Origin of the sequence: Polaromonas sp. (assembly GCF_030680935.1) — a bacterium.
In the GTDB taxonomy this organism is placed as follows: Bacteria; Pseudomonadota; Gammaproteobacteria; order Burkholderiales; family Burkholderiaceae_C; genus Polaromonas.
In genome coordinates this window covers 1-22176 of record NZ_JAUXUP010000009.1, presented here as the reverse complement: position 1 = coordinate 22176, position 22176 = coordinate 1, and the positions used below count along the sequence as shown (strand labels likewise).

Here is a 22176-nt window from a genome sequence, read left to right as displayed (position 1 = left end):
CATTATTCTTCCACCTGCAGAATGGCCAGAAAAGCTTCCTGGGGCACTTCGACCGAACCGATTTGTTTCATGCGTTTTTTACCCGCTTTTTGTTTTTCAAGAAGCTTTTTCTTGCGTGAAATGTCGCCGCCGTAACACTTGGCGATCACGTTTTTGCGGAGGGCCTTGATTGTCTCACGCGCAATGATGTTGGCGCCGATGGCGGCCTGGATGGCAACGTCAAACTGCTGCCGGGAGATGATCTCCCGCATCTTGGCGACCACTGCCCGGCCGCGGTAGGCTGACTGGGTGCGGTGAACAATGATGGACAAGGCATCGACCTTCTCGCCATTGAGCAGAATGTCCACCTTGACCACGTCGGACGCCCGGAACTCCTTGAACTCGTAGTCCATGGAGGCGTAGCCACGCGACACAGACTTGAGCTTGTCAAAGAAGTCGAGCACGATTTCGCCCAGGGGCATCTCGTAAGTCAACATGACCTGCTTGCCGTGGTAGGCCATGTTCAACTGAACGCCGCGCTTGAGATTGGCCAGCGTCATGACGGCGCCCACATAGTCCTGCGGCATATAGAGATGCACGGTCACGATAGGCTCACGGATCTCGTTGACCTTGCCGCCGTCTGGAATCTTCGAGGGGTTCTCGACCATGATGACCGTACCGTCGGACTGCAGCACTTCATAAACGACGCTGGGCGCGGTCGTGATCAGGTCCTGGTCAAATTCGCGTTCCAGCCGCTGCTGCACGATCTCCATGTGCAACAGACCCAGAAAACCGCAGCGAAAGCCAAAGCCCAGGGCCTGGCTGACTTCCGGCTCGTAGTGCAGCGACGCATCGTTGAGCTTGAGCTTTTCCAGCGCGTCGCGCAGCGAGTCGTACTCGCTGGCTTCGGTCGGGTACAGCCCGGCAAAGACCTGCGGCTGGATTTCCTTGAAGCCCGGCAAGGCTTCGGTGGCGGTGGCAGCCGCCCCGCCAGTGCCGGCTTTGATCAGTGTCACGGTGTCGCCGACGCGGGCCGCCTGCAACTCCTTGATGCCGGCGATGATAAAACCTACCTCGCCAGCTTCCAGCGAAGGCCGCTGCTCGGTATGCGGCGTGAACACCCCGAGCTGCTCGGCGTTGTAGGTGGCCTCGCTGGCCATGAGCTTGATACGGTCACCCCTGGCCACCCGGCCATCGACCACACGCACCAGCATCACGACGCCCACATAGGCGTCGTACCAGCTGTCAACGATCATCGCGCGCAGCGGTCCGGCCGGGTTGCCGCGCGGCGCAGGCATGCGCGCAATCACGGCTTCCAGAATCTCGTCGATGCCCATGCCGGTTTTGGCGCTACAGGGAATCGCATCGGTCGCGTCGATCCCGATCACATCCTCGATTTCCTGCTTGGCGTTGTCCGGATCCGCCTGCGGCAAATCCATCTTGTTGAGTACTGGCACCACGGTCACGCCGAGGTCGAGCGCGGTGTAGCAGTTGGCAACGGTCTGCGCTTCCACGCCCTGGCTTGCATCGACGACAAGCAAGGCGCCCTCACATGCCGACAAGGAGCGGCTCACTTCATAAGAGAAGTCCACGTGACCGGGCGTGTCGATCAGGTTGAGGTTGTAAACCTCGCCATTGAGTGCCTTGTATTTGAGCGCAGCGGTCTGCGCCTTGATGGTTATCCCACGCTCTTTTTCCAGGTCCATGGAGTCAAGCACTTGCGCACTCATCTCGCGGTCCTGCAAACCGCCGCAACGCTGGATGATTCGATCGGCGAGCGTGGACTTGCCGTGATCAATATGCGCAATGATCGAAAAGTTTCTGATGTGATTCATCAAAGGGAACGCCTAAGTGCTTGAAAGTATTGCGAACCGAGCAATGTCCATTCGCGAGAGCCATAAAAAAGGGCGCGTCACTTGTGACGCGCCCTGAACCAACAATCTATGGCAACTGCGAAGGTTGGAAGCTTCATTGTAGGCAAAAAGCCCGGAAGACATAGCCTCGAAATTGCCAATTTTTTCTCGTTGCAAGGCAGCAACATGCATCTTATGCACAACTTATTCACAATTTTAACTTAAAGGCTCTGGACAACTTGTGGGCGATCTGTGGATCACCGGTGAATCAGCCCTATCTGTGTGTCGAGCCCTATTTTTTTACTGCTGATATATCGTAAAACTCAAATTCTCAGCATCCATTCTACCAAAATTCGTCATTAGCCCGGCACCCATGTTAGTGCTTACAAACATAGAGTTGAGCCACAAACCCGCAGAAATATTTTTTTGTGGCACGGATTGCCAGCTCGGCAGCGCTAAAACCACACGCTTGACCGGGTGGCCGCCAGACCTTCGCATGGACAGGCCCGGGGCAAAGACCCGTTAAACATGGACACCCAGGTCGCGCGCTTCACAGCGCGTGACGGGCACTTAACGGGCAGGCCGGATCAAGGCGAATTGCGAAACATCAGCACGACGGAAAAGCACATTGACCACCTTGCTCTTGTCGATCCTGGCCAATACCGCATCAAACTCCTTGACGCTGGCGACCTCGGTGTTGGCGATGGCCAGAATGACATCGCCCTCGCGCAGCCCTGCGCGGGCAGACGCGCCTTCACTCGCATCCACCTTTACCCCGCCTTTGATCTTGAGCTCTTTCTTCAGCGCGTCCGGCAACTCACTGACCACCAGACCCATCACCTGGGCCGGTCCGGCTACGGGCGGCTTGGCCTCTGGCGCCTGCGCCTTGCGGACCGGTTTTTCGGCCTCGACTTCGGCAATCGTCACGCTGAAGTCGCGGCTGTTGCCGCGTCGGAACACCGTGACCGTGGTTTTGGTACCTGGCTTGACGTTGCCCACCATACGCGGCAGATCGGTTGCCTTGTCAATCGTCTTGCCCTCAAATTTGGTGATGATGTCGCCAGCTTCTATGCCGGCTTTTTCGGCTGGCGACCCGGCCTCTACACCCCGCACCAGCGCGCCCTGCGGCTTGCCCAGCCCGATGGACTCGGCCACATCCTTGCTGACCTGGTCAATCTGCACACCGATGCGCCCGCGCGTCACCCGGCCGGTACTGCGCAACTGGTCGGTCACGCGCGTCGCTTCGTCGATCGGAATGGCAAAAGAGATGCCCTGAAAGCCGCCGGAACGCGAGTAGATCTGGCTGTTGATACCCACCACCTCACCACGCATGTTGATCAGGGGGCCACCCGAATTGCCCGGATTGATTGCGACATCGGTCTGGATAAACGGCAGGTAATCGCCAGTGTCGCGCTGCTTGGCGCTGACAATACCTGCGGTCACGGTGTTCTCCAGCCCAAAAGGCGAACCAATCGCCATGACCCATTCACCCACCTTCATGCGATTGGCATCGCCGATTTTCACGGCCGGCAAACCAGTCGCTTCGATTTTGACCAAAGCGACATCGGTGCGTTTGTCCGTGCCTATGATCTTGGCCTTGAACTCGCGCTTGTCCGTCAGGGTCACCAGCACTTCGTCCGCGCCTTCCACAACGTGCGCATTGGTCATGACCAGGCCATCGGATGAAAGGATAAAACCCGAGCCCACACCGCGCGGCTGCTCTTCGTCAGGCTGGCCGCGGTCCGGCCGGGGCGTGCGCGGCATATTGGGCGGCACCGGGATTCCAAAGCGGCGAAAAAACTCCAGCATCTGCTCGTCAGCGCCGCTGGCCGAACCGGCCTTGACTTTTTCCAGCGTGCGTATGTTGACGACAGAGGGACCGACGGTTTCGACCAGATCGGTGAAGTCAGGCAGGCTTCGGGTTTGAGCCATCAGGGCCTGCGCCGGCAGCAGGGACAGCGCGCCACCCCATGCCAACGCAGCAGCAGCCAACCAGGCGCGCCCGTGATTGCAGTTCAATTTAAGCATCATCCACCTTCAATAAAAGTCAGGCAACAGAAAAACTACAGCGCAGGAAAGATGCCTGCACAAACGACGGGAAGCATCCGCGGGCGTCTCACCGGTCAGTCCCAATTGGGGTCTTTACTTCCTGCGTTCAAGGCCGTCGGCAAAAAGACGCAGCGTCGCAACCGGCACTTCACCCATGACGGTCAGCCAGTAGGCATCGAGCCTGCGGGTCAGGGACTGGGTGGCGCCTATCGACATCCTGGACTCTTTCAGGTGGCGCTCGGCGTCAAACGGTTCGGCAAAAACGGAGACAGAAGCCAGCCCATCGGAAAATACCCATTGCATCGGCTCGCCTCTGGCGGGCGTAGCGCCGGGACGTTTGTAGCAGCTCATGGGCTGAAAACCGGCCACCGGCGTCTTGAGTACCCAGCCCTCGGCGCTGGCAGTGGTTTTAACCAGCTCTGGCTTTTCGATGCGGTAGCCATCTACCTTGCCCATCATCTGCACCAGCTTGTCCATTTTGACGGGCGCATCAAACTGCAATTCTGAAAAAGCAGCCTGCTCCAGAACCTTGCCCTCGCCATCGAGTGTTTGCAACTTGACGACCATGCCCCTTTTTGGCTCCACCCATACCCGGTAGCCAAAACGCATCGCGTCCTTTGGAATCAAGGCGACGATGTCGGCATCCACACCCGCCACCCGCTCGCTACCCTCCTGCCTGGCTTTGTAGAACTCGGCGATGCGGCTGTCTGCCGACCGGAGCAACTCCGGGAACAGACCCAGCGACTCCCGCCGTTCCGTCCGTGCCACCTTTTGCCCGGGCAGGAAGGTCACCACCTGGTCGTTGTGCCGGAAGATGGAGCGCGGCGCACCTGTCAGTGTTTCGACACGCTCCACTTGCTGTGTACCCTCACACACATGCCAGATCTTGGCGCTGGACATCACGCCGTCGTAAGACACCACAAATGTGCCAATGTATGAGCGCTTTCTGGACGCCTCGTGCATGCGCATCAACCATTCGTTGATGTTTTTCGGCTCACCTGCAACCAGCTGCGCTGACTGCGCGGCCGGGGCGGTCGGGGCAAGCGTTTGGGCCGCGAGGTAGGGGCCCGCGAGCAGCGAGCAGCCAGCCAGTGCAAATTGACACAACCGCCTGCGCATCATGGTGGGTGCGCAGGAAGATGCCGGGAGGTACCGTGAGGCTTTCAACGTCGCTCGCTCTGCTGTGTTTCAAACGTCGCATTGCGCAGAAAGCCTGAAGGCGCCTGCAAGGCGGACGTGCCGCCAAACTGTTTGTGGGCGGCCAGCAATTCCTGCATACGGGCATCGCGAACCATGGTCCCCTGTTCGGACACCACCAGAACCTGCTGCGCGGCTTCCTGGCGGGCCAGTTGGGGCGCGGGCGAAAGTTGGCCACCACCGGCGTTCCAGGCAATTGCAGCAACGGCAGCCATCGAGGCAAAGCCCGCTACCAGTTTCCAGCGCAGGTTCGAATCATTGGCGGCGTCAGGCCACCGACCCGCAGAGACATCGCCGGCAGGCATCAAGGACGCGGGCGCCAAAGCAACCGACGGCAAGGCAGCCAACGCCGGCTCCTGAAGCAGCCGCGCATTCAGGCGGGTCAGAAACCCGGCGTCACGAGCGGGTGTCATCGATCCCGGCGCGCGCAATACGTCGCCGATGAGGTGGTAAGCCTCCCAACGCCCAAGTGTCTCGGTATCAAGCGCACATTCCGACAGCGCAAGCGCAAAGTCTTCGTCCGACAGTTGGCCATCAGCGAGGGCAGAAATCAGTTCAAGGTTGTGCGTCTTCGGTTTCATGGTTGTCGTGGCAGGGTGGAACTGCCCCCGGTTAAACAATAGCTCTCTACATTCACGCTGGCCAGGCATTCACCAGCGCTTGCCGGACTGGTTTTCCAGCAAGGGTTTGATCCGCGCAGAAATTGCCTCCCGCGCCCTGAAGATGCGTGAACGCACGGTGCCTATCGGACAATTCATGGCTTCTGCAATTTCTTCGTAACTCAGACCTTCAATTTCGCGCAAGGTGATGGCCTGGCGCAACTCCTCAGGCAAGGCATCCATGGCGGTATTGACCATCTGGGCGATTTCCTTGCCTGCCAGCAATGATTCCGGCGTTTCTGAACTGGTTAGTTCGTTTTCCAGCGGGGAAGTTTCATCCGCGTCGCCTGATTTGAAGGAATTTTCCGACACGGTCGGATTGCGCTTGAGGTCCATCAAGGCCTTTTTGGCGGTGTTGACCGCAATCCGGTAGAGCCAGGTGTAAAACTGCGCTTCGCCGCGAAACTGCGCCATCGCGCGGTAGGCCCGGATAAATGTCTCCTGGGCGATGTCTTCGACCAGATCCACATCCCGCACCATACGCCCGATCAGCCGCTGAATGCGGCGTTCATACTTGATGACCAGCAGCTCAAACGCCTTCTGATCGCCCGCTACCGTGCGTTCGACCAGCATTGCATCGCTGTCATTGGCTGACACTGGCGCCGCAGGTGATTCGTCGGAACTCATGCGGACAGCCGCTGCGCGCGGGAATCGCCCGAAAGCGGGGAAAGGCGTTGGTGCGCATACACCGCGCGACGCAAATCAAGCCAACGTTCAGGCAGCGCCTTGCGCTCAGCCCACAGCCACAGACGGGCGTGGTCCTGGTTTTCCAGTCTCAGCAGCAGCACGCGCTGAAAATCCAGCACCACCGAAAGCCTCCCCACCGGAGTGCCCGATTGATAAGCCAGGCTTTCCCAGTGCCAGCCCCGCGCATCCCAGTGAAGCTGGCCAAGCGGCGATTGTTTCCAGTCCCAGGCGGCCGCACCGCCAACAGCCAGCACCACGAAGGCCATCAGCCAAAGCCGCCAGCCGAGAGCAGGCGCGAGAAAAGCACACAGCACAGAGACGGCGAGGCCAGCAAGCCAGACACCCATCAGCAAACGAGCCTGAAAAGACGAACGCCCCAGCGGATAGACAACCGGCGGGGCGTTATGCATGGTCACACAAGAAGGTGGAGGCGGTAGGATTCCTCGGGCCTGGCGGGCAATAAGGCATCAGGCCCGCTTGAACACCAATGTCCCGTTGGTTCCGCCAAAACCGAAGTTATTCTTCACCGCCACATCGATTTTCGCGTCACGCGCTGTATTGGCGCAGTAGTCCAGATCGCACTCGGGGTCCTGGTTGAAGATGTTGATGGTGGGCGGAATCTTCTGGTGATGCAGCGCCAGCACGGTAAACACCGACTCGATGCCGCCCGCGCCGCCCAGCAGGTGCCCGGTCATGGACTTGGTGGAACTGACGACCAGCTTTTTGGCGTGGTCGCCATAAGCCGCCTTGATGGCATTGGTCTCGTTCAGGTCACCGAGCGGGGTAGAGGTGCCATGGGCATTGAGGTACTGAACCTCCTCTGTGTTAACCCCTGCATTTTTCAACGCCATGACCATGGAACGCCGCGGACCATCGATGTCCGGCGCAGTCATGTGGTACGCATCGGCGCTCATGCCAAAGCCCGCCACCTCGGCATAGATCTTCGCGCCACGCGCTTTCGCATGTTCGTATTCTTCGAGCACCACCACGCCACTGCCCTCGCCCAGGACAAAACCGTCACGGTCCTTGTCCCAGGGTCGCGACGCGGTCTTGGGGTCTTCATTACGGGTGGACAACGCGCGGGCGGCGGCAAAGCCCCCCACACCCAGCGGCGAGACCGTAGCCTCGGCACCGCCAGCAACCATCACATCGCAGTCGCCGTATTCGATCATGCGCGCAGACAGGCCAATGGCATGCAGGCCGGTGGTGCAGGCGGTCACAACAGCGATGTTGGGGCCCTTGAAGCCGAACTTGATCGATACGTGGCCGGAGATCATGTTGATGATCGAGGCCGGCACAAAAAATGGGGAGATACGGCGCGGGCCGCGATTGGTCAGTTCGGTGTGCATCTGCTCGATCAAGGGCAGGCCCCCTATGCCCGAGCCGATGTTGCAGCCAATGCGTGTCGCCATCTCATCGCCCAGCGCCTCACCAGTCGGCAAACCGCTGTCGGCAACAGCCTGGCAAGCGGCTGCCAGACCCAGGTGGATAAAACGATCCATGTGCCGGGCTTCTTTTTCAGGGATGTAGTCCGTGATGTTGAAACCCTTGACCTCGCCCGCAAACTTGCAGGACAGGTTACTGGCATCAAACTGGGTAATCAGGTCAATGCCGGGGGTTCCGGCCAGCAGGTTGGCCCAGGAGTCAGCCACGGTATTACCCACCGGGCTGACACAACCCAGACCTGTCACAACGACGCGGCGACGGCTCATGCGCAAATCCTGAAGAAAGACCTGAAAGACCGACGGCGGCCTTTCAAGCCAGATGGAAAAAGACCGGAGTCCTTAAGCTTTTTGATGGGTGTTGGCGTAGTCAATCGCATTCTGGACGGTGGTGATCTTCTCAGCGTCTTCGTCGGGAATCTCGATGCCAAACTCGTCCTCCAGAGCCATGACCAGTTCTACGGTGTCAAGCGAGTCAGCGCCCAGATCGGCCACAAAGGCTTTTTCATTGGTGACCTGGCCCTCTTCAACGCCAAGTTGCTCGGCAATGATTTTCTTAACACGTGCTTCGATATCGCTCATAAGTCCCTCTGAGGGTTGTGAATTAATCCGTGATTTTAGCGTTGTTAGGGTTGATTCCCTAACCCGCCAGCCGTACGGATAGAACCCGGCTTCTGGACCCGCGCCGGCAAAGTGCCCGCGCTGCCATTATTCATGATCCTGGTGACACCAGACGGTGTGCACACGCCGCAGTGAAGCGCTCACATGTACATCCCGCCGTTGACGTGAATTTCCTGGCCGGTGATGTAGGCCGCCTGAGGGCTGGCCACAAACGCCACCGCGTGGGCAATATCCTGTGGTTTACCCAGATGCCCCAGCGGAATCTGTCCGAGCAGGGCCTTTTGCTGCTCTTCGCCGAGTCCGGCGGTCATGTCGGTTTCGATAAAACCCGGCGCGATGCAGTTCACGGTGATGTTGCGGCTACCCAGCTCACGCGCCAGCGCCCGTGTCATACCGGCCACCCCGGCTTTGGCCGCGGCGTAGTTGGCCTGGCCTGCGTTGCCTGAAGCACCCACCACCGAGGTGATGCTGATGATGCGGCCATAACGCTGCTTCATCATGGTCCGCATGACAGCGCGGCTCATCCGGAACACCGCCTTGAGGTTGGTGTCCAGCACCGCATCCCAATCGTCGTCCTTCAGGCGCATGGCCAGCATGTCGCGGGTGATGCCTGCGTTGTTGACCAGCACCTGCAAACCGCCATATTCCTTGACGATGCCGTCGATCAGCAACTCGGCCGCCGCTGCATCGTTGACATTGAGGTTTTTGCCGCTACAGCCGGGGAAGGCGGACAGCGCCTGGCTGATCTTTGCAGCGCCATCGTCGGTCGTGGCGGTCCCTGTGACTCTCAGGCCGCGCTGGGCCAGCTCCAGTGCAATCGCTGCGCCAATGCCACGCGATGCACCGGTGACCAGTGCGACTTGCCCTTCAAATTTAACTTCACTCATGCCAACGCCTCCCTGGTTTGCGCCAGACTGGCAGGGTCAAACATTGCAAAACCGGTCAAGTCTGCGTCGATGCGCTTGACCATGCCAGCCAGCACCTTGCCCGGGCCACACTCGACGATGCTTGTGATCCCGCGCGCCTTGATGGCCTGCACACATTCAACCCAACGCACCGGACCAAAAGCCTGTGCATACAGCGCAGCGCGGATACGGTCAGGGTCGGTTTCGACCGCGACTTCAATGTTGTTGATGACCGGGATTTGCGGGACGGCGAAACCGACGCTGGCAAGCTTTTCCTTCAGTTTGTCGGCAGCGGGCTTCATCAGGCTGGAGTGAAACGGCGCCGAAACCGGCAGCGGCAAGGCGCGCTTGGCGCCATTGGCCTTGACAAGCTCACAGGCTTTTTCAACGGCAGCTTTGCTGCCGGCAATCACGGTCTGCATCGGGTCGTTGAAATTGACCGCTTCCACCACCTCGAGGGTTCCCACACCAAAGGTGCGAACCGCTTCGGCACAGCTTTCGATCACCTGGGCGGCTGGCATGCCAAGAATGGCCGCCATCGCACCCACACCCACCGGCACGGCTTCCTGCATGGCCTGCGCACGAAAACGCACCAGCGGCGCAGCCTGCGCCAGGCTGAGCACACCCGAAGCCACGAGCGCGGCGTATTCACCCAGCGAATGGCCAGCGACGAGAGCCGGGGCGGCGCCGGTGTCTGCCATCCAGGCGCGGTACGCGGCCACACCGGCCACCAGCATCACAGGCTGGGTGTTGGTGGTCAGTCCAAGTACTTCCTTCGGACCTTCGCGGATCAAAGTCACCAGGTCTTCGCCCAGCGCATCAGAAGCTTCGCGCAGCGTCTCCCGCACGGCAGGGTGTTCGCCCCAGGCGTCCAGCATCCCGACGGCCTGCGACCCCTGACCCGGGAAAACAAAAGCAAATGGTTTCATAAAATGATAATAAAACAGCCTTCAGCCCATATGGAACGGGCGCAAGCAGCTACAAATTCAGGAGCACTGCACCCCAGGTGAAGCCGCCGCCCACACCCTCCAGCATCAGGGTGTCGCCTTTTTTGATCTGGCCGCTGCGCACCGCCACGTCCAGCGCCAGCGGAATAGATGCCGCCGAGGTGTTGCCGTGCTGGTCCACCGTGACGATGAGTTTTTCCAGCGGCAGCTTGAGCTTCTTCGCGGTGCTGTGCATGATGCGGATGTTGGCCTGGTGCGGAATCAGCCAGTCGATGTCGCTGTCCTGCAGGCCGGCCTTGGCAAGCGTCGCCCGGGCCGACGCCTCAAGCACCCCCACCGCCAGCTTGAACACCGCCTGCCCGTCCATCTTGAGCAGTGGATCGCCGAGCACCTTGCCCCCGGCCACCGTGCCGGGCACACACAGGATGCCGACATGTTTGCCGTCGGCGTGCAGATCGGTAGCCAGGATGCCGGGGGTTTGCGACGCTTCCAGCACCACGGCGCCGGCGCCGTCGCCAAACAACACGCAGGTGGTGCGATCGGAAAAATCGAGGATGCGCGAGAACACTTCGGCGCCAACCACCAGCGCCTTGCTCGCTGATCCAGTCTTGATCATCGCATCGGCCACCGTCAGCGCATATACAAAACCGCTGCAAACCGCCTGCACATCAAAGGCGGGGCAACCGGCGATGCCGAGCTTGTTCTGCAAAATGCAGGCCGCTGATGGAAAAATCATGTCGGGCGTTGATGTCGCCACAATGATCAGGTCGATGTCGCTGGCCTGCAAACCAGCGGCCTGAAGCGCATTTTTAGCCGCCTCCAGACCCAGATCGCTGCTGCACACATCGGGCGCCGCGAAGTGGCGGGCACGGATGCCGGTACGCTCGACGATCCATTCGTCCGAGGTTTCCACACCCTGAAGCGCCAGTTCGGCTGTCAGTTCGGTGTTGCTCAAGCGTCGCGGTGGCAGGTAACTGCCCGTGCCGGTGATACGTGAATAGGGGCTCATGAAGACTTAATGGGCAGCGGTGGGGTCGGAAATTTCGGCGCGGGGCACAAGCTCAGGACTCTCTGCGGAGGACGGCCCGGTCTTGACCAGCAGCGGAGCCGCATGGGCAATACGTTCTTTCACCTTGTCCAGCAACTTGTTGCGAGCTGCATCATAAGCCCGATTGAGCGCCCTTTCGAAAGCGAAAGCGTCGGCCGAACCATGGCTCTTGAACACCAGGCCACGAAGCCCGAGCAAGGCAGCACCGTTGTAACGCCTGTGATCTACTCGATTTTTAAATGCAGATAACACCGGATAAGCGACGATAGCTGCAATTTTTGTCAAAATATTCCGGGAAAACTCGGCTTTGATAAACCCACCAATCATGCTGGCAAGTCCCTCACTGGCTTTCAGGGCGACGTTTCCGACAAAACCGTCGCACACGACAATATCTACACTTCCCTTGAAAATATCGTTGCCTTCGACATTGCCGTAAAAATTCAAATCACCCGTTTTAGCAGCAGATCGCAACAATTCACCGGCTTTTTTAATAGTTTCGCTGCCTTTTATCGCTTCTTCGCCAATATTGAGCAGGCCGACGCTGGGGTTGGCCTTGTCCTGAATCGCGGCCACCAGGGCCGAGCCCATCACCGCGAACTGAAACAAATGGTCTTCGGTGCAATCGACGTTGGCACCGAGATCCAGCACGGTGGTCGCACCGCCGGCGGCATTGGGCAACTGCGTAGCAATGGCCGGTCGGTCTATGCCATCAAGTGTTTTGAGCACGTATCGCGCAATAGCCATCAGCGCGCCGGTGTTGCCCGCCGATACGGCTGCGTCGGCAAGCCCTTCCTTGACCTGGAAAATCGCCACTCGCATGGACGAGTCTTTTTTGCGGCGCAGGGCGACCTCGATCGGGTCGTCCATGGTGACCACCTCCGAGGCGGAAAGCACCTGGCAGCGCGGATGGGACTGAAGGGCGGCGAATTGCGGCTGGCCAGCCAGCACGGCCGGCTGGCCCACCAGCACAATGGCGGCTTCCGGGTGACTGTCCAGAAAGGCCAGACTGGCCGGCACGGTCACCGGCGGACCAAAGTCTCCGCCCATGGCGTCCACAGCTATCCTGATCATGACAGGAGTGACGCAGTCAAAAAATGGGGATGCAACAAAACAAAGGCCCGCAGGATGAGTGCGGGCCAGTGGTCAAAGCGAGAAATTACGCTTCGGATTTTGTTTTCAGCACCTTGCGGCCACGGTAGAAACCGGTGGGGCTGATGTGGTGGCGCAGGTGTGTCTCGCCAGTGGTGGATTCAACCGCAATGCCCGGAACGGTCAATGCATTGTGTGCACGGTGCATGCCGCGCTTGGAAGGTGATTTTTTGTTCTGCTGGACGGCCATGATCCGCTCCTGAGGGGGTATAGGGTTGGTAAATTTCGCCGCCAACTCTCAAGAGGGTGTGCTGCGACTAGCCTTTGATTATAGCGCGATACGGCCAGCTTATCCAGATGCCACCGCCATCGACCGCTTTGCGCCCGCTCCCGGCACAAGCCCCTGCCCGCTTACTTTGACTTTTTCAGCTGGGCCAGCGCCGCAAAAGGATGCGGTTTGGCGTCTTCCTGCACAGCCAGCTCGCGCTCGCCAGCGCTCAAAACAAGCGTTACCGGGCAGGTCTCGTGCATGGGCACCAGCGGCAACGCCATCAGCAGCTCGTCTTCCAGCAGCGCCAGCAGGTCAAATTGCGGCGCCAAAACCAGCAGGTCTTCCTCGGACTGGTCATCTTCGGCCATGGCGATTTCTTCGCTGGCTACAAACCGGTACCACTGGTCGATCTCCAGCGCGGTGGCCACCGCTCCCATACAACGCTGGCAGGTCAAAGGCAGGCTGGTTTTGGCCTCCAGCCGGAGCCAGACCTCGTCCTCTGCACCGGCACCTGCCCGCAGTTCCCCGGTGGCCCGCCAATTGATGGACAAATCAGGCTCCAGCCCATGCAGCTCGTGCGCAAGGCGCTCTAGATTTGATAGCGGCGTAATCTCGATAAGAGGCTGGCCCTCCTGGGCAAAAGCGGGGATGTTGAGGCGCTGGGCATGAAGATGTCTGGACATGCAGGCAGTGTAAGAGAATCAGCGCATGAACCCAGCACCTGCACCGGATGCCCGCACCGGCATCGCCACCACCCCAACCCGTCGCCTGATTCTTGGCTCCACCTCGCGCTACCGGCGTGAATTGCTGCAGCGCCTGCAGATTCCTTTCGAAGTGGTTTCGCCCGAGGTGGACGAAAGCCAACACCCCGGTGAGACACCTGAACAAATGGCCCGGCGCCTGGCCCTGGCCAAAGCCCGTGCAGTGGCCGCTAACTTTCCAGACGCAGTGGTGATCGGTTCCGACCAGGTCGCCGACCTTGCCGGTCAGGCACTCGGCAAGCCCGGCAGCCATGACAGGGCGGTGGCGCAGTTGCGTCTGATGCGGGGTCAAAGCCTTGTTTTTCACACCGCAGTGGCGGTGGTCTGCCTGCAAAGCGGGTTTGAGCAGACCGATCTGGCAGCGGTGACAGTGCAGTTTCGCGCACTCAACGACGAGGAAATTGAAAACTACCTGCAGGCCGAGCAGCCCTATGACTGCGCCGGCAGCGCCAAGAGTGAAGGCATGGGCATCGCCCTGCTGGACGCAATCAACAGCGACGACCCGACTGCACTGATTGGTCTGCCCTTGATTCGCACCTGCCGCATGCTGCGTGCTGCTGGCATGACCTTGCTGCGCGCGCCGGGAGCCAAAGCATGACCGGCAGCAACAAAGGCCGACTCTACCTGGTGCCGGCGCCGCTGGACTTTGGCTGTGACAGCCAGGCACCACTGCAGGACGTGATGCCCATGGGCACGATACAGACTGCGTCCAGGCTGTCACACTGGATTTGCGAAAACGCGAAAAGCACGCGGGCTTACTTGAAACGCGTCGGCGAGATACAAGCCCTGGCGCAAGCGGTGCAGCAGCAGCACATCCAGGAGTTGCCGCGCGAGGTGCATAAAAAGGGCGACCACGGCGGCGGCTTTGATGCCAAACCGCTGCTGAAGGCAGCGCTCGAAGGTCATGACATCGGCCTGGTCAGCGAAGCCGGCATGCCGGCCATTGCCGACCCCGGCTCTTCCGTGGTGCGTGCAGCGCACGACCTCGGCCTGCAGGTGGTGCCGCTGGTCGGCCCGATGTCGCTGATGCTGGCGCTCGCGGCCAGCGGGTTGAACGGCCAGAACTTTGCGTTTGTCGGTTACCTGCCGCAAGACGGCGGCGAACGCAGCCAGCGCATCCGCGAACTCGAATCACTGGCCCTGAAAACCGGCCAGACCCAGATTTTTATTGAAACGCCTTACCGCAATACCGCGCTGTTGCAGGCCTTGTTGCAAACCCTGCAAGGCAACACCCGGCTGGCGCTGAGTTGCGGCTTGAACCTGCCCACGGAATGGACACACAGCGCAACTGTCGGTACCTGGAAGCGCGACAAACCCGCGCCGCCGCTGGCTTTGCCCACCGTGTTCTGTATGGGACGGTGAATCACACAGGCACAAAAAAGCCCGCAGCTGCGGGCTTTTCTTGAGCGCTGCCAAACCGGGTCAGCGAATCACAGGCAAGGTCTTGAGCGTCCGGATGGCGCCATCACCGATGGCGGCGCCGAAACGTTTGGCCAGCCGCTCGGCAACGTTTTCGCGGCGCGTGTAATCGATGATTTCATCGGTCTTGACCACTTCGCGGGCCACATATTCGAGCGAACCGAGTTGATCGGCCAGACCGAGCTCGACCGCCTGCTGGCCGGTCCAAAACAGGCCGGTGAACATTTCAGGCGTTTCCTTCAGGCGCTTGCCACGACCGGCCTTGACGACCGTGATGAACTGCTGGTGAATCTGGTCAAGCATGGTCTGGGCATAGGCACGCTGCTTTTCAGTCTGCGGGCTGAACGGGTCCAGAAAGCCCTTGTTTTCACCGGCGGTCACCAGGCGGCGCTCGACGCCCAGCTTGTCCATCAGCCCGGTAAAACCAAAACCGTCCATGAGCACGCCGATGCTGCCAACAATGCTGGCCTTGTCCACAAAAATCCTGTCGGCCGACGCAGCAACGTAATACGCCGCCGAGGCGCAGGTTTCCTCGACCACCGCATACACCGGCTTCTTGTGTTTGGCCTTGAGACGAACAATTTCGTCGTTCATCATGCCGGCCTGCACCGGGCTGCCGCCCGGCGAGTTGATCAGCAGCACAATGGCTTTGGCGCCTTCGTCTTCAAAAGCAGCTTTCAGCGCGGCGTTGACAAACTCGGCGCTCGCGTCGGCGCCGGCGGCGATTTCTCCCTTGATCTCAACCACCGCCGTGTGCGCGACGCTGGGGCTGGTCGAGGGCGAGCCGCGATGCAGCGCGAACCACACCAGAAACACAAAAAATGCCAGCCAGGACAGGCGCACAAAGGTTTTCCAGCGGCGCGTGGCCTTTTGCTCGTTGAGGGACGCAAACGCCAGCTTTTCCAGCGTGGCGCGCTCCCAGCCGGGTTTTAGATTTGCTACGTTTTCAGGAGCAGCTTGCGCACGCTGCTCAAGGGCTGAGGGCCGATTTGTATCAAAATCCGGGGCATCAGCCGGGTCAGGACGGTTTGAATCATTCATACGCTAGTTTAGAACTCCATGGCTTTTAGTTTGTAGGACGTGTGCCAGAAAACAAGGCCATCACGCTCCGAAAGATCAATTTTCACGAGGCCGCCCTGGCAGGGACCGCCGCTGCACTGGCCGGTATCGGGGCGGTAAGCTGCGCCGTGGCTGGCGCACAGCAGCCACTGGCCGCTCTCGTCGAACACCCGGTTAGGTTGCCAATCCAGCTCCATCGCCACGTGGGTGCAGCGGTTCAGGTAGGCATACGGCTGGCCTTCAAAACGAATCGCAAACGCGCGGCAGGTCTGGCCGGCATAACTGACGTCAAAGGGCACGGCCTGGCCACCGTCGATCAGCTCGCCAGCAGGGCACAAAGCGATAGGCGCGTCTGTCATTTCAAGCGTACCGGGCAAGCCAGTCGTGCAGTTGCTGCACCGAATGCGCAACATAACGCGGCTTGAGCGCCCCAAATGCCCCGCTTTCATGCGCGCCGTAACTCACGCCCACGCTGGCACAACCAGCGTTGAGCGCCATCTGCAGGTCGTGGGTGGTATCGCCAATCATCAGCGTGCGGTCTGCGCTGACACCAAACTCTTCCATCAACTCGTGCAGCATGCGTGGGTGCGGCTTGCCAGCGGTTTCGTCAGCGGTGCGGGAGCCGTCAAAGCGGCCCTTGAGCTCCACTGCGTGTAATGCCTCATCCAGACCGTGCCGGCTTTTGCCGGTCGCCACGGTCAGCAGGTGGCCACGCGCCTTGAGCGCAGCCAGCATCGCAAGCACGCCGTCAAACAGGCTGAGGTCGTTCTGGTGTGTCACGTAGTGGTGCCGGTAACGCGCCCCCAGTTCGGGGTATTTGTCCTGCGGTACATCCGGCGCCGCATGGGCCAGCGCCTGCATCAGCCCCAAACCAATCACATAACCCGCCGCTTCGTCGCTGGGCACGGTGCCGCCCACATCGCGCACCGCGGCCTGGATGCAGCGCACGATGATATTGGTGGAGTCGAACAGCGTGCCGTCCCAGTCGAAGGCGATCAGGTCAAAGTTCAAAGGGTTTGCTGCGTTAAGCGGGCTTGGCATGGCGGGTCAGAATTTCGAGATCGGGGGGAAGCGCGGCCAGCAGTTCTATGCGTTTGCCGCTGGACGGATGCGTGAACTTTAACCGCCAGGCGTGAAGAAACATGCGTTTGAGGGCCGTGCCGCCGGCTTCTTTTTGCAAGGCTTTGTTCAGGTCGAAGTCACCGTATTTGTCATCGCCGGCTATCGGGTGCCCGGCACTGGCCAGGTGCACGCGGATCTGGTGCGTGCGGCCGGTTTTGATGGTGACTTCGAGCAGGCTGAAGTCACGCCCCGCCAAGGGCAGCACCCCGTTGACCTTGACCAGCGTCACCGCGCGCATGGCGTCGGGATGGTCTTTGGGGACGACACGCACACGGCGCTCGCCATCGGGCAACAAATATTTTTGCAGCGAGGCATCGAGCACTTTTTTATTCGCGGGCCAGACGCCGCTGACCAGCGCCAGGTAAATCTTGTCGGTTTCGCGTTCGCGAAACTGCTCTTGCAGGTTCTTCAGCGCAACCCGCTTCTTGGCGACCAGCAAAATGCCGCTGGTCTCGCGGTCCAGCCGGTGCACCAACTCCAGAAAATTCCAGTCCGGCCGCGCCATGCGCAGCTGTTCAATCACACCAAAGGCCACGCCGCTGCCGCCATGCACCGCCACCCCCGCTGGCTTGTCTATCGCCAGCACATGGTCGTCTTCAAACAGGATGGGGAATTCACGCGAGGGCGCGTGGCCACCCACGGTGGACGCTGCGCCATGGCGTGCCACCTCGGCCGCCATGGCCTGGGCTTTCTGGTCGGCCCGCTCCGAGGTGCGCACCGGCGGTAGCCGGACGATGTCGCCCGCTTGCACCCGGGTGTCGGCCTGCGCCCTGCCCTTGTTGATACGCACCTCGCCGCTGCGGATGATGCGGTAAACGTGGGTTTTGGGCACACCCTTGAGTTGGCGGATCAAAAAATTGTCCAGCCGCTGGCCAGCCAGATCGGCATCGACCGTCACCAGCGTGGCTTGCGGCGGGGCTTTTTCAGGCTCCACCGGGCTGGGAAGCGGGCCGGGGAGAGGGGCCATGCTGGCCGCCGCCGGGGGTTTACCCGGGCGGCCCTTTGGAACGTAAGCTGCGCCTATAATGTGTTTCACTAGCGACAAGCTGTAAGTGGTTGATTTATCTGGGAGTTTAGTCCACAGACCCTCAAGCCACTGACAACAGCCTTGCTGGAAGGTCGACGCCACTGGCAGCAAATGCCCGCAAGCGCACGGTGCCAGGCACCCCGCGGCAGGAAAATGATGTGCAGACGAGTTGACGTTTTGCGAATACAACTACGGAATACGATGTGTCCAGCCCCACGGGCTGAACACGGATCCAGGTGAAACCTGGTCTTGATATGGGTAGCCTCTTGACAACACTGGTCGTACTGATGAACACATGCCTGCGGCGCTTTTTAGCCCCGCTTTCAGGCATTGATCAGCCTCCAGCCCTTGTCCTGCGGGCGCAAGCAGCTATCTTTTTGGTAGCAAATACCTGTCGGACCCCGGTTCACCCCATCCACGCGCCTACGCCCAGACTGCTCAGCGCCTGATTTTTTCAGTCGCCATAGCGGGTCAAAAGCTCTCCGGCAATTCCCCACGTTCGCATTGCGTCTTCTTTGGCGTCGTTGGCCCAATTTGGGTTTGAGAGACGAAAACGATAAGGAAGAGCACCATGAAACGGATGCTGGTCAACGCCACGCAGGCAGAAGAACGCCGCCTGGCGATTGTCGACGGACAAAAACTCCTCGACTACGAAATCGAAATTGAAGGGCGCGAGCAGCGCAAGGGCAACATCTACAAGGCCGTCGTGACACGCGTCGAGCCTTCGCTAGAAGCCTGTTTTGTTGACTACGGTGAAGACCGCCACGGCTTTTTGCCGTTCAAGGAAATCTCCAAACAGTACTTCGCGCAAGGCGTGTCGGTCAGCCAGGCACGCATCCAGGACGTGATCCGCGAAGGCCAGGAAATCCTGGTCCAGGTCGAAAAAGAAGAACGCGGCAACAAGGGCGCGGCCCTGACCACGTTTGTGTCGCTGGCCGGCCGTTATGTCGTGCTGATGCCCAACAACCCGCGCGGCGGTGGCGTGAGCCGCCGCATTGAAGGCGAAGACCGGGCCGAGCTGAAAGAAAACATGGACCAGCTGGAATACCCGGCCGGCTCCAGCATCATCGCCCGCACCGCCGGCATTGGTCGCAGCGCCGCCGAGTTGCAGTGGGACCTGAACTACCTGATCAAGCTCTGGACCGCGATTGACGGCGCCGGTAAAGGTGGCAAGGGCGCTTTCCTGATTTACCAGGAATCCAGCCTGGTCATCCGCGCTATCCGCGACTACTTCAACAGCGACATCGGCGACATCCTGTTCGACACCGACGACGTGTACGAACAGGCCCGCCAGTTCATGGCCCACGTGATGCCCGAGCACGAGCACCGCGTCAAACGTTACCGCGACGACGCCCCGCTGTTCAGCCGCTTCCAGATCGAACACCAGATCGAATCGGCTTACGCCCGCACCGTGCAGTTGCCATCCGGCGGCGCGATTGTGATTGACCACACCGAAGCTTTGGTGTCGGTGGACGTCAACTCGGCCCGCGCCATCAAGGGCGGCGACATTGAAGAGACCGCCACCCGCACGAATCTGGAAGCCGCCGACGAAGTCGCGCGCCAGATGCGTTTGCGCGACCTGGGCGGCCTGATCGTCATCGACTTCATCGACATGGAAGAGTCGCGCAACCGCCGCGATGTGGAAAACCGCCTGCGCGATGCGCTGCGGCAAGACCGTGCGCGTGTGCAGTTTGGCACCATCAGCAAGTTTGGCCTGATGGAAATGAGCCGCCAGCGCTTGCGGCCGGCGTTGTCAGAAGGTGCGTCGATTCCCTGCCCGCGTTGCGGTGGTTCCGGCCACATCCGCGACACCGAAAGCTCGGCGCTGCAAATCTTGCGCATCATCCAGGAAGAGTCGCTCAAGGACAGCACGGCCTCGGTGCTTTGCCAGGTGCCGGTTGACGTGGCGTCTTTCCTGCTGAACGAAAAACGCTCGGAGATCGCCAAGATCGAAATGAAGCAGCGCATCAATGTGCTGCTGGTGCCCAACAAGACGCTGGAAACCCCCAACTACAAACTCGAGCGCCTGAAACACGACGACCCGCGCCTCGACAACATCCAGGCCAGCTACAAGATGGCCGACGAGATGGAAGACGCGACCACCGTCACACGCCGCAGCCAGGAAAAACACAACAAGCAGGAACCCATCATCAAGGGTGTGCTGCCTGATGCGCCGGCCCCTGTGGCCGTGCCAAAACCAACGCCCGCCGTCGCCCCTGTGGCGCCAGCGCCGGCCCGTGCAGTGGCTGCGGCCCCGGCAGAAAAAAGCTTCTTCGCCAAAATCAAGGCGTTTTTTGTGGGCGAGGAAGCCGCCCCCGTGGCAGCACCTGTCCGCGAAGTGAAAAAAGACGAACGCGGCGATGGCCGCCGCGACGAGCAGCGCGGTGATCGCAATGAGCGTGGCGGTGACCGCGGAGGCCGCGATGGCCGTCGCGGTGGTCGTGGTGGCCGAAGCGAAGGCCGCTCGGGTGAGGGACGTGAGGCACGCAGCGAGGGCCGCCCGGACCAGCGCGGTGGTGAGCGTGGTGAGCGCCCTGACGGCCGCAACGGCGAGCGCCGCGAGCGCAATGCCGATGGCCGTGACCCTGCACGCCAGGAGCGCCCAGCCGGTGAGGCCCGCAACGATGGCCGCAACAACGAGTCGCGCCCAGAGCGTGCCGAGCGCCCTGAAGGCCAGGGCGCAAGCGAAGGCCGCTCAGAGCGCGGCGAACGCAGCCGCCGTGGTCGAGGTGAACGTGGTGCAGAACGCGGTGGCGAGCGCAATGACCGTCCGGCGCGCGACCCGATTGAGCAGGACCTCGCACTGGCGAATCAGGCAGCCATGGCTGCAGCCATGAACGAAAGCGAAGCACCGCAGCGCCAGGAGCGTCCGGTGCAGGACGCCGGACGTGACGCTGATCGCCAGCCACGCGTTGAAGGCCAGGGCCAGGGTCGGCGTGAACGCGGTGAACGCGGCAATGGCCGCCGCAACGAGCGCCGTGATGACCGCACCGACGGCAATGCGGCACCAGCAGCAGCTGGTGTGCAGGCAGACAGCTTTGATGCAGCACATCCTGGCGTCGTAGCAGGCGCAGACGAAGCCGGCAACCCGGTGGTGCCTGCTTCATCGCACGACACCCAGCTGCAAACCGACGGTCAGCAGCCGAATCAGGACGACGGCCAGGAGCGCCAGCCACGCGAGCGCCGCAGCCGCGACCGTTATGGCCGTGACCGCCGCGAGCGCAACGATGGTGTGGCAGAAAGCCAGCCGCAAGACGCTACAGCTTTTGCCGGAAATTCAGAGACAAATCAGCCTGTAGCCCATCAGGAACCTGTGCCAACAGCTACTGAAATGATAGCGACTGCCGAGCCGGTGCGTAGTGCCCCAGTGGTTCCGCCAACGCCAATCGTGACGGTAGCTGCGATTGTTGTGCCTGCGGCCGCTGCACCAGCAGCGCGCGCATTGCCGAAAGTCCAGTCCTACGACTTGCCGCTGCAAGACCTGGCTCAGGTCGCCAGTTCTTCCGGTTTGCAATGGGTCAACTCCGACGCCAGCAAGATTGCCGAAGTGCAAGCCGCGATGGCCGCAGAAGCCAAACCCATACACGTTCCACGTGAGCGGCCACCGGCAGCCCAGCTCGATGCCAGCCCGCTGGTTCTGGTTGAGACCAAACGCGATCTGCGTGACGTGAGCTTGCCGTTTGAACAAGCTGCCGCACCGGCGGCGGGTGAACGCGCGGAATAATTGCGCCGAGTGTGCCGGCTGGGCACTGAGATTAAAGGCGGCTTTCGGGCTGCCTTTTTTTTGTCTGTCGCGCGGGATTGGGTTGGGTGCGCTGGTTGAAGTCGTCTTGGCATCCACTGCCTGGGGTTTGCCTACAAGCCGGGTCTCGCCCCGGCGGGCGAGGCACTTTTCTTTGCGTCGCTGTATGGACAGGAGACATGGGAAACAGGTGTGCGAGGACATAGGAAACACTTCTTGCTTGCGATCAACGCAAGGAGAGGCCCATGCCCTGGCAACCGAAAGACCTCATGGACACCAAAAGAGAGTTTGTAGAGCTG

21 protein-coding genes are annotated in these 22176 nt (G+C 60.6%); 3 read left to right on the top strand and 18 right to left on the bottom strand.

Annotation, left to right across the window (positions count from 1 at the left end):
* Positions 1 to 2: 2 nt before the first annotated feature.
* The 14 genes from lepA to Q8L50_RS02255 form a co-directional block, all read right to left on the bottom strand.
* A complete protein-coding gene (lepA, locus tag Q8L50_RS02320; RefSeq protein ID WP_305347033.1) occupies positions 3 to 1814 on the bottom strand; it encodes a translation elongation factor 4 in 1812 nt (603 codons plus the stop codon).
* Between the two features lie 588 nt (positions 1815 to 2402).
* On the bottom strand, positions 2403 to 3860 hold the full coding sequence (locus Q8L50_RS02315) for a DegQ family serine endoprotease (RefSeq protein ID WP_305347131.1): 1458 nt from the start codon (positions 3858 to 3860) through the stop codon (positions 2403 to 2405).
* A gap of 114 nt (positions 3861 to 3974) precedes the next feature.
* Positions 3975 to 5003, bottom strand: coding sequence for a MucB/RseB C-terminal domain-containing protein (locus Q8L50_RS02310; RefSeq protein WP_370869724.1), 1029 nt, complete (start codon positions 5001 to 5003; stop codon positions 3975 to 3977).
* A gap of 41 nt (positions 5004 to 5044) precedes the next feature.
* Complete coding sequence (locus Q8L50_RS02305) at positions 5045 to 5728, bottom strand: sigma-E factor negative regulatory protein (protein ID WP_305347031.1); 684 nt, start codon at positions 5726 to 5728, stop codon at positions 5045 to 5047.
* Entirely contained in the window at positions 5729 to 6364 is a 636-nt protein-coding gene (gene rpoE / locus Q8L50_RS02300) for an RNA polymerase sigma factor RpoE (protein WP_305347030.1), read from the bottom strand.
* Positions 6361 to 6834: a hypothetical protein gene (locus tag Q8L50_RS02295; protein ID WP_370869732.1), complete on the bottom strand. Its 474-nt coding sequence runs from the start codon at positions 6832 to 6834 to the stop codon at positions 6361 to 6363. The genes rpoE and Q8L50_RS02295 overlap by 4 nt, the downstream gene beginning before the upstream one ends.
* A 57-nt stretch (positions 6835 to 6891) precedes the next feature.
* Positions 6892 to 8136, bottom strand: a complete 1245-nt coding sequence (fabF, locus tag Q8L50_RS02290; RefSeq protein ID WP_305347028.1) for a beta-ketoacyl-ACP synthase II — start codon at positions 8134 to 8136, stop codon at positions 6892 to 6894.
* Between the two features lie 72 nt (positions 8137 to 8208).
* Entirely contained in the window at positions 8209 to 8448 is a 240-nt protein-coding gene (gene acpP, locus Q8L50_RS02285; protein ID WP_007873885.1) for an acyl carrier protein, read from the bottom strand.
* Positions 8449 to 8627: 179 nt separating this feature from the next.
* Positions 8628 to 9374, bottom strand: coding sequence for a 3-oxoacyl-ACP reductase FabG (fabG, locus tag Q8L50_RS02280; protein ID WP_305347027.1), 747 nt, complete (start codon positions 9372 to 9374; stop codon positions 8628 to 8630).
* Positions 9371 to 10321: an ACP S-malonyltransferase gene (gene fabD, locus Q8L50_RS02275; protein WP_305347026.1), complete on the bottom strand. Its 951-nt coding sequence runs from the start codon at positions 10319 to 10321 to the stop codon at positions 9371 to 9373. Before fabD ends, fabG begins: the two co-directional genes overlap by 4 nt.
* 49 nt (positions 10322 to 10370) lie before the next feature.
* Positions 10371 to 11348 carry a beta-ketoacyl-ACP synthase III gene (locus tag Q8L50_RS02270; RefSeq protein WP_305347025.1) on the bottom strand — a complete coding sequence of 326 codons (978 nt, stop codon included), beginning with the start codon at positions 11346 to 11348 and terminating at the stop codon, positions 10371 to 10373.
* 6 nt (positions 11349 to 11354) lie between these two features.
* Complete coding sequence (plsX, locus tag Q8L50_RS02265; RefSeq protein ID WP_305347024.1) at positions 11355 to 12458, bottom strand: phosphate acyltransferase PlsX; 1104 nt, start codon at positions 12456 to 12458, stop codon at positions 11355 to 11357.
* Between the two features lie 85 nt (positions 12459 to 12543).
* Positions 12544 to 12726 carry a 50S ribosomal protein L32 gene (gene rpmF / locus Q8L50_RS02260; RefSeq protein ID WP_096669354.1) on the bottom strand — a complete coding sequence of 61 codons (183 nt, stop codon included), beginning with the start codon at positions 12724 to 12726 and terminating at the stop codon, positions 12544 to 12546.
* 161 nt (positions 12727 to 12887) lie between these two features.
* A complete protein-coding gene (locus Q8L50_RS02255) occupies positions 12888 to 13430 on the bottom strand; it encodes a DUF177 domain-containing protein (RefSeq protein ID WP_305347023.1) in 543 nt (180 codons plus the stop codon).
* A gap of 25 nt (positions 13431 to 13455) precedes the next feature.
* Between Q8L50_RS02255 and Q8L50_RS02250 the strand changes: the two genes are divergently transcribed.
* On the top strand, positions 13456 to 14106 hold the full coding sequence (locus tag Q8L50_RS02250; RefSeq protein WP_305347022.1) for a Maf family nucleotide pyrophosphatase: 651 nt from the start codon (positions 13456 to 13458) through the stop codon (positions 14104 to 14106).
* Positions 14103 to 14870: an SAM-dependent methyltransferase gene (locus Q8L50_RS02245; protein ID WP_305347021.1), complete on the top strand. Its 768-nt coding sequence runs from the start codon at positions 14103 to 14105 to the stop codon at positions 14868 to 14870. Before Q8L50_RS02250 ends, Q8L50_RS02245 begins: the two co-directional genes overlap by 4 nt.
* Before the next feature lie 60 nt (positions 14871 to 14930).
* Here Q8L50_RS02245 and Q8L50_RS02240 read toward each other — a convergent pair whose 3' ends face one another.
* The 4 genes from Q8L50_RS02240 to Q8L50_RS02225 are packed head-to-tail and all read right to left on the bottom strand — an operon-like array spanning position 14931 to position 18144.
* Positions 14931 to 15968: a S49 family peptidase gene (locus tag Q8L50_RS02240; protein WP_305347020.1), complete on the bottom strand. Its 1038-nt coding sequence runs from the start codon at positions 15966 to 15968 to the stop codon at positions 14931 to 14933.
* 8 nt (positions 15969 to 15976) lie between these two features.
* A complete protein-coding gene (locus Q8L50_RS02235) occupies positions 15977 to 16345 on the bottom strand; it encodes a Rieske 2Fe-2S domain-containing protein (protein ID WP_305347019.1) in 369 nt (122 codons plus the stop codon).
* 1 nt (position 16346) lies between these two features.
* Positions 16347 to 17027: an HAD family hydrolase gene (locus Q8L50_RS02230; RefSeq protein WP_305347018.1), complete on the bottom strand. Its 681-nt coding sequence runs from the start codon at positions 17025 to 17027 to the stop codon at positions 16347 to 16349.
* On the bottom strand, positions 17011 to 18144 hold the full coding sequence (locus Q8L50_RS02225; RefSeq protein WP_370869723.1) for an RluA family pseudouridine synthase: 1134 nt from the start codon (positions 18142 to 18144) through the stop codon (positions 17011 to 17013). Before Q8L50_RS02225 ends, Q8L50_RS02230 begins: the two co-directional genes overlap by 17 nt.
* Positions 18145 to 18706: 562 nt before the next feature.
* On the opposite strand from Q8L50_RS02225, the gene Q8L50_RS02220 reads away from it, so the two are divergent.
* On the top strand, positions 18707 to 21859 hold the full coding sequence (locus Q8L50_RS02220) for an Rne/Rng family ribonuclease (protein ID WP_305347016.1): 3153 nt from the start codon (positions 18707 to 18709) through the stop codon (positions 21857 to 21859).
* The last annotated feature ends 317 nt before the right edge of the window (positions 21860 to 22176 follow it).

Coding starts and splice junctions, on each gene's coding strand:
- acpP (WP_007873885.1), bottom strand. CDS start 8,448: ATGAGCGATATCGAAGCACGTGTTAAGAAAATCATTGCCGAGCAACTT.
- fabD (WP_305347026.1), bottom strand. CDS start 10,321: ATGAAACCATTTGCTTTTGTTTTCCCGGGTCAGGGGTCGCAGGCCGTC.
- Q8L50_RS02230 (WP_305347018.1), bottom strand. CDS start 17,027: ATGCCAAGCCCGCTTAACGCAGCAAACCCTTTGAACTTTGACCTGATC.
- lepA (WP_305347033.1), bottom strand. CDS start 1,814: ATGAATCACATCAGAAACTTTTCGATCATTGCGCATATTGATCACGGC.
- Q8L50_RS02245 (WP_305347021.1), top strand. CDS start 14,103: ATGACCGGCAGCAACAAAGGCCGACTCTACCTGGTGCCGGCGCCGCTG.
- Q8L50_RS02305 (WP_305347031.1), bottom strand. CDS start 5,728: ATGCCTGGCCAGCGTGAATGTAGAGAGCTATTGTTTAACCGGGGGCAG.
- rpoE (WP_305347030.1), bottom strand. CDS start 6,364: ATGAGTTCCGACGAATCACCTGCGGCGCCAGTGTCAGCCAATGACAGC.
- Q8L50_RS02235 (WP_305347019.1), bottom strand. CDS start 16,345: ATGACAGACGCGCCTATCGCTTTGTGCCCTGCTGGCGAGCTGATCGAC.
- Q8L50_RS02270 (WP_305347025.1), bottom strand. CDS start 11,348: ATGAGCCCCTATTCACGTATCACCGGCACGGGCAGTTACCTGCCACCG.
- Q8L50_RS02255 (WP_305347023.1), bottom strand. CDS start 13,430: ATGTCCAGACATCTTCATGCCCAGCGCCTCAACATCCCCGCTTTTGCC.
- Q8L50_RS02315 (WP_305347131.1), bottom strand. CDS start 3,860: ATGCTTAAATTGAACTGCAATCACGGGCGCGCCTGGTTGGCTGCTGCT.
- fabG (WP_305347027.1), bottom strand. CDS start 9,374: ATGAGTGAAGTTAAATTTGAAGGGCAAGTCGCACTGGTCACCGGTGCA.
- fabF (WP_305347028.1), bottom strand. CDS start 8,136: ATGAGCCGTCGCCGCGTCGTTGTGACAGGTCTGGGTTGTGTCAGCCCG.
- plsX (WP_305347024.1), bottom strand. CDS start 12,458: ATGATCAGGATAGCTGTGGACGCCATGGGCGGAGACTTTGGTCCGCCG.
- Q8L50_RS02220 (WP_305347016.1), top strand. CDS start 18,707: ATGAAACGGATGCTGGTCAACGCCACGCAGGCAGAAGAACGCCGCCTG.
- Q8L50_RS02250 (WP_305347022.1), top strand. CDS start 13,456: ATGAACCCAGCACCTGCACCGGATGCCCGCACCGGCATCGCCACCACC.
- Q8L50_RS02295 (WP_370869732.1), bottom strand. CDS start 6,834: ATGCATAACGCCCCGCCGGTTGTCTATCCGCTGGGGCGTTCGTCTTTT.
- rpmF (WP_096669354.1), bottom strand. CDS start 12,726: ATGGCCGTCCAGCAGAACAAAAAATCACCTTCCAAGCGCGGCATGCAC.
- Q8L50_RS02240 (WP_305347020.1), bottom strand. CDS start 15,968: ATGAATGATTCAAACCGTCCTGACCCGGCTGATGCCCCGGATTTTGAT.
- Q8L50_RS02310 (WP_370869724.1), bottom strand. CDS start 5,003: ATGATGCGCAGGCGGTTGTGTCAATTTGCACTGGCTGGCTGCTCGCTG.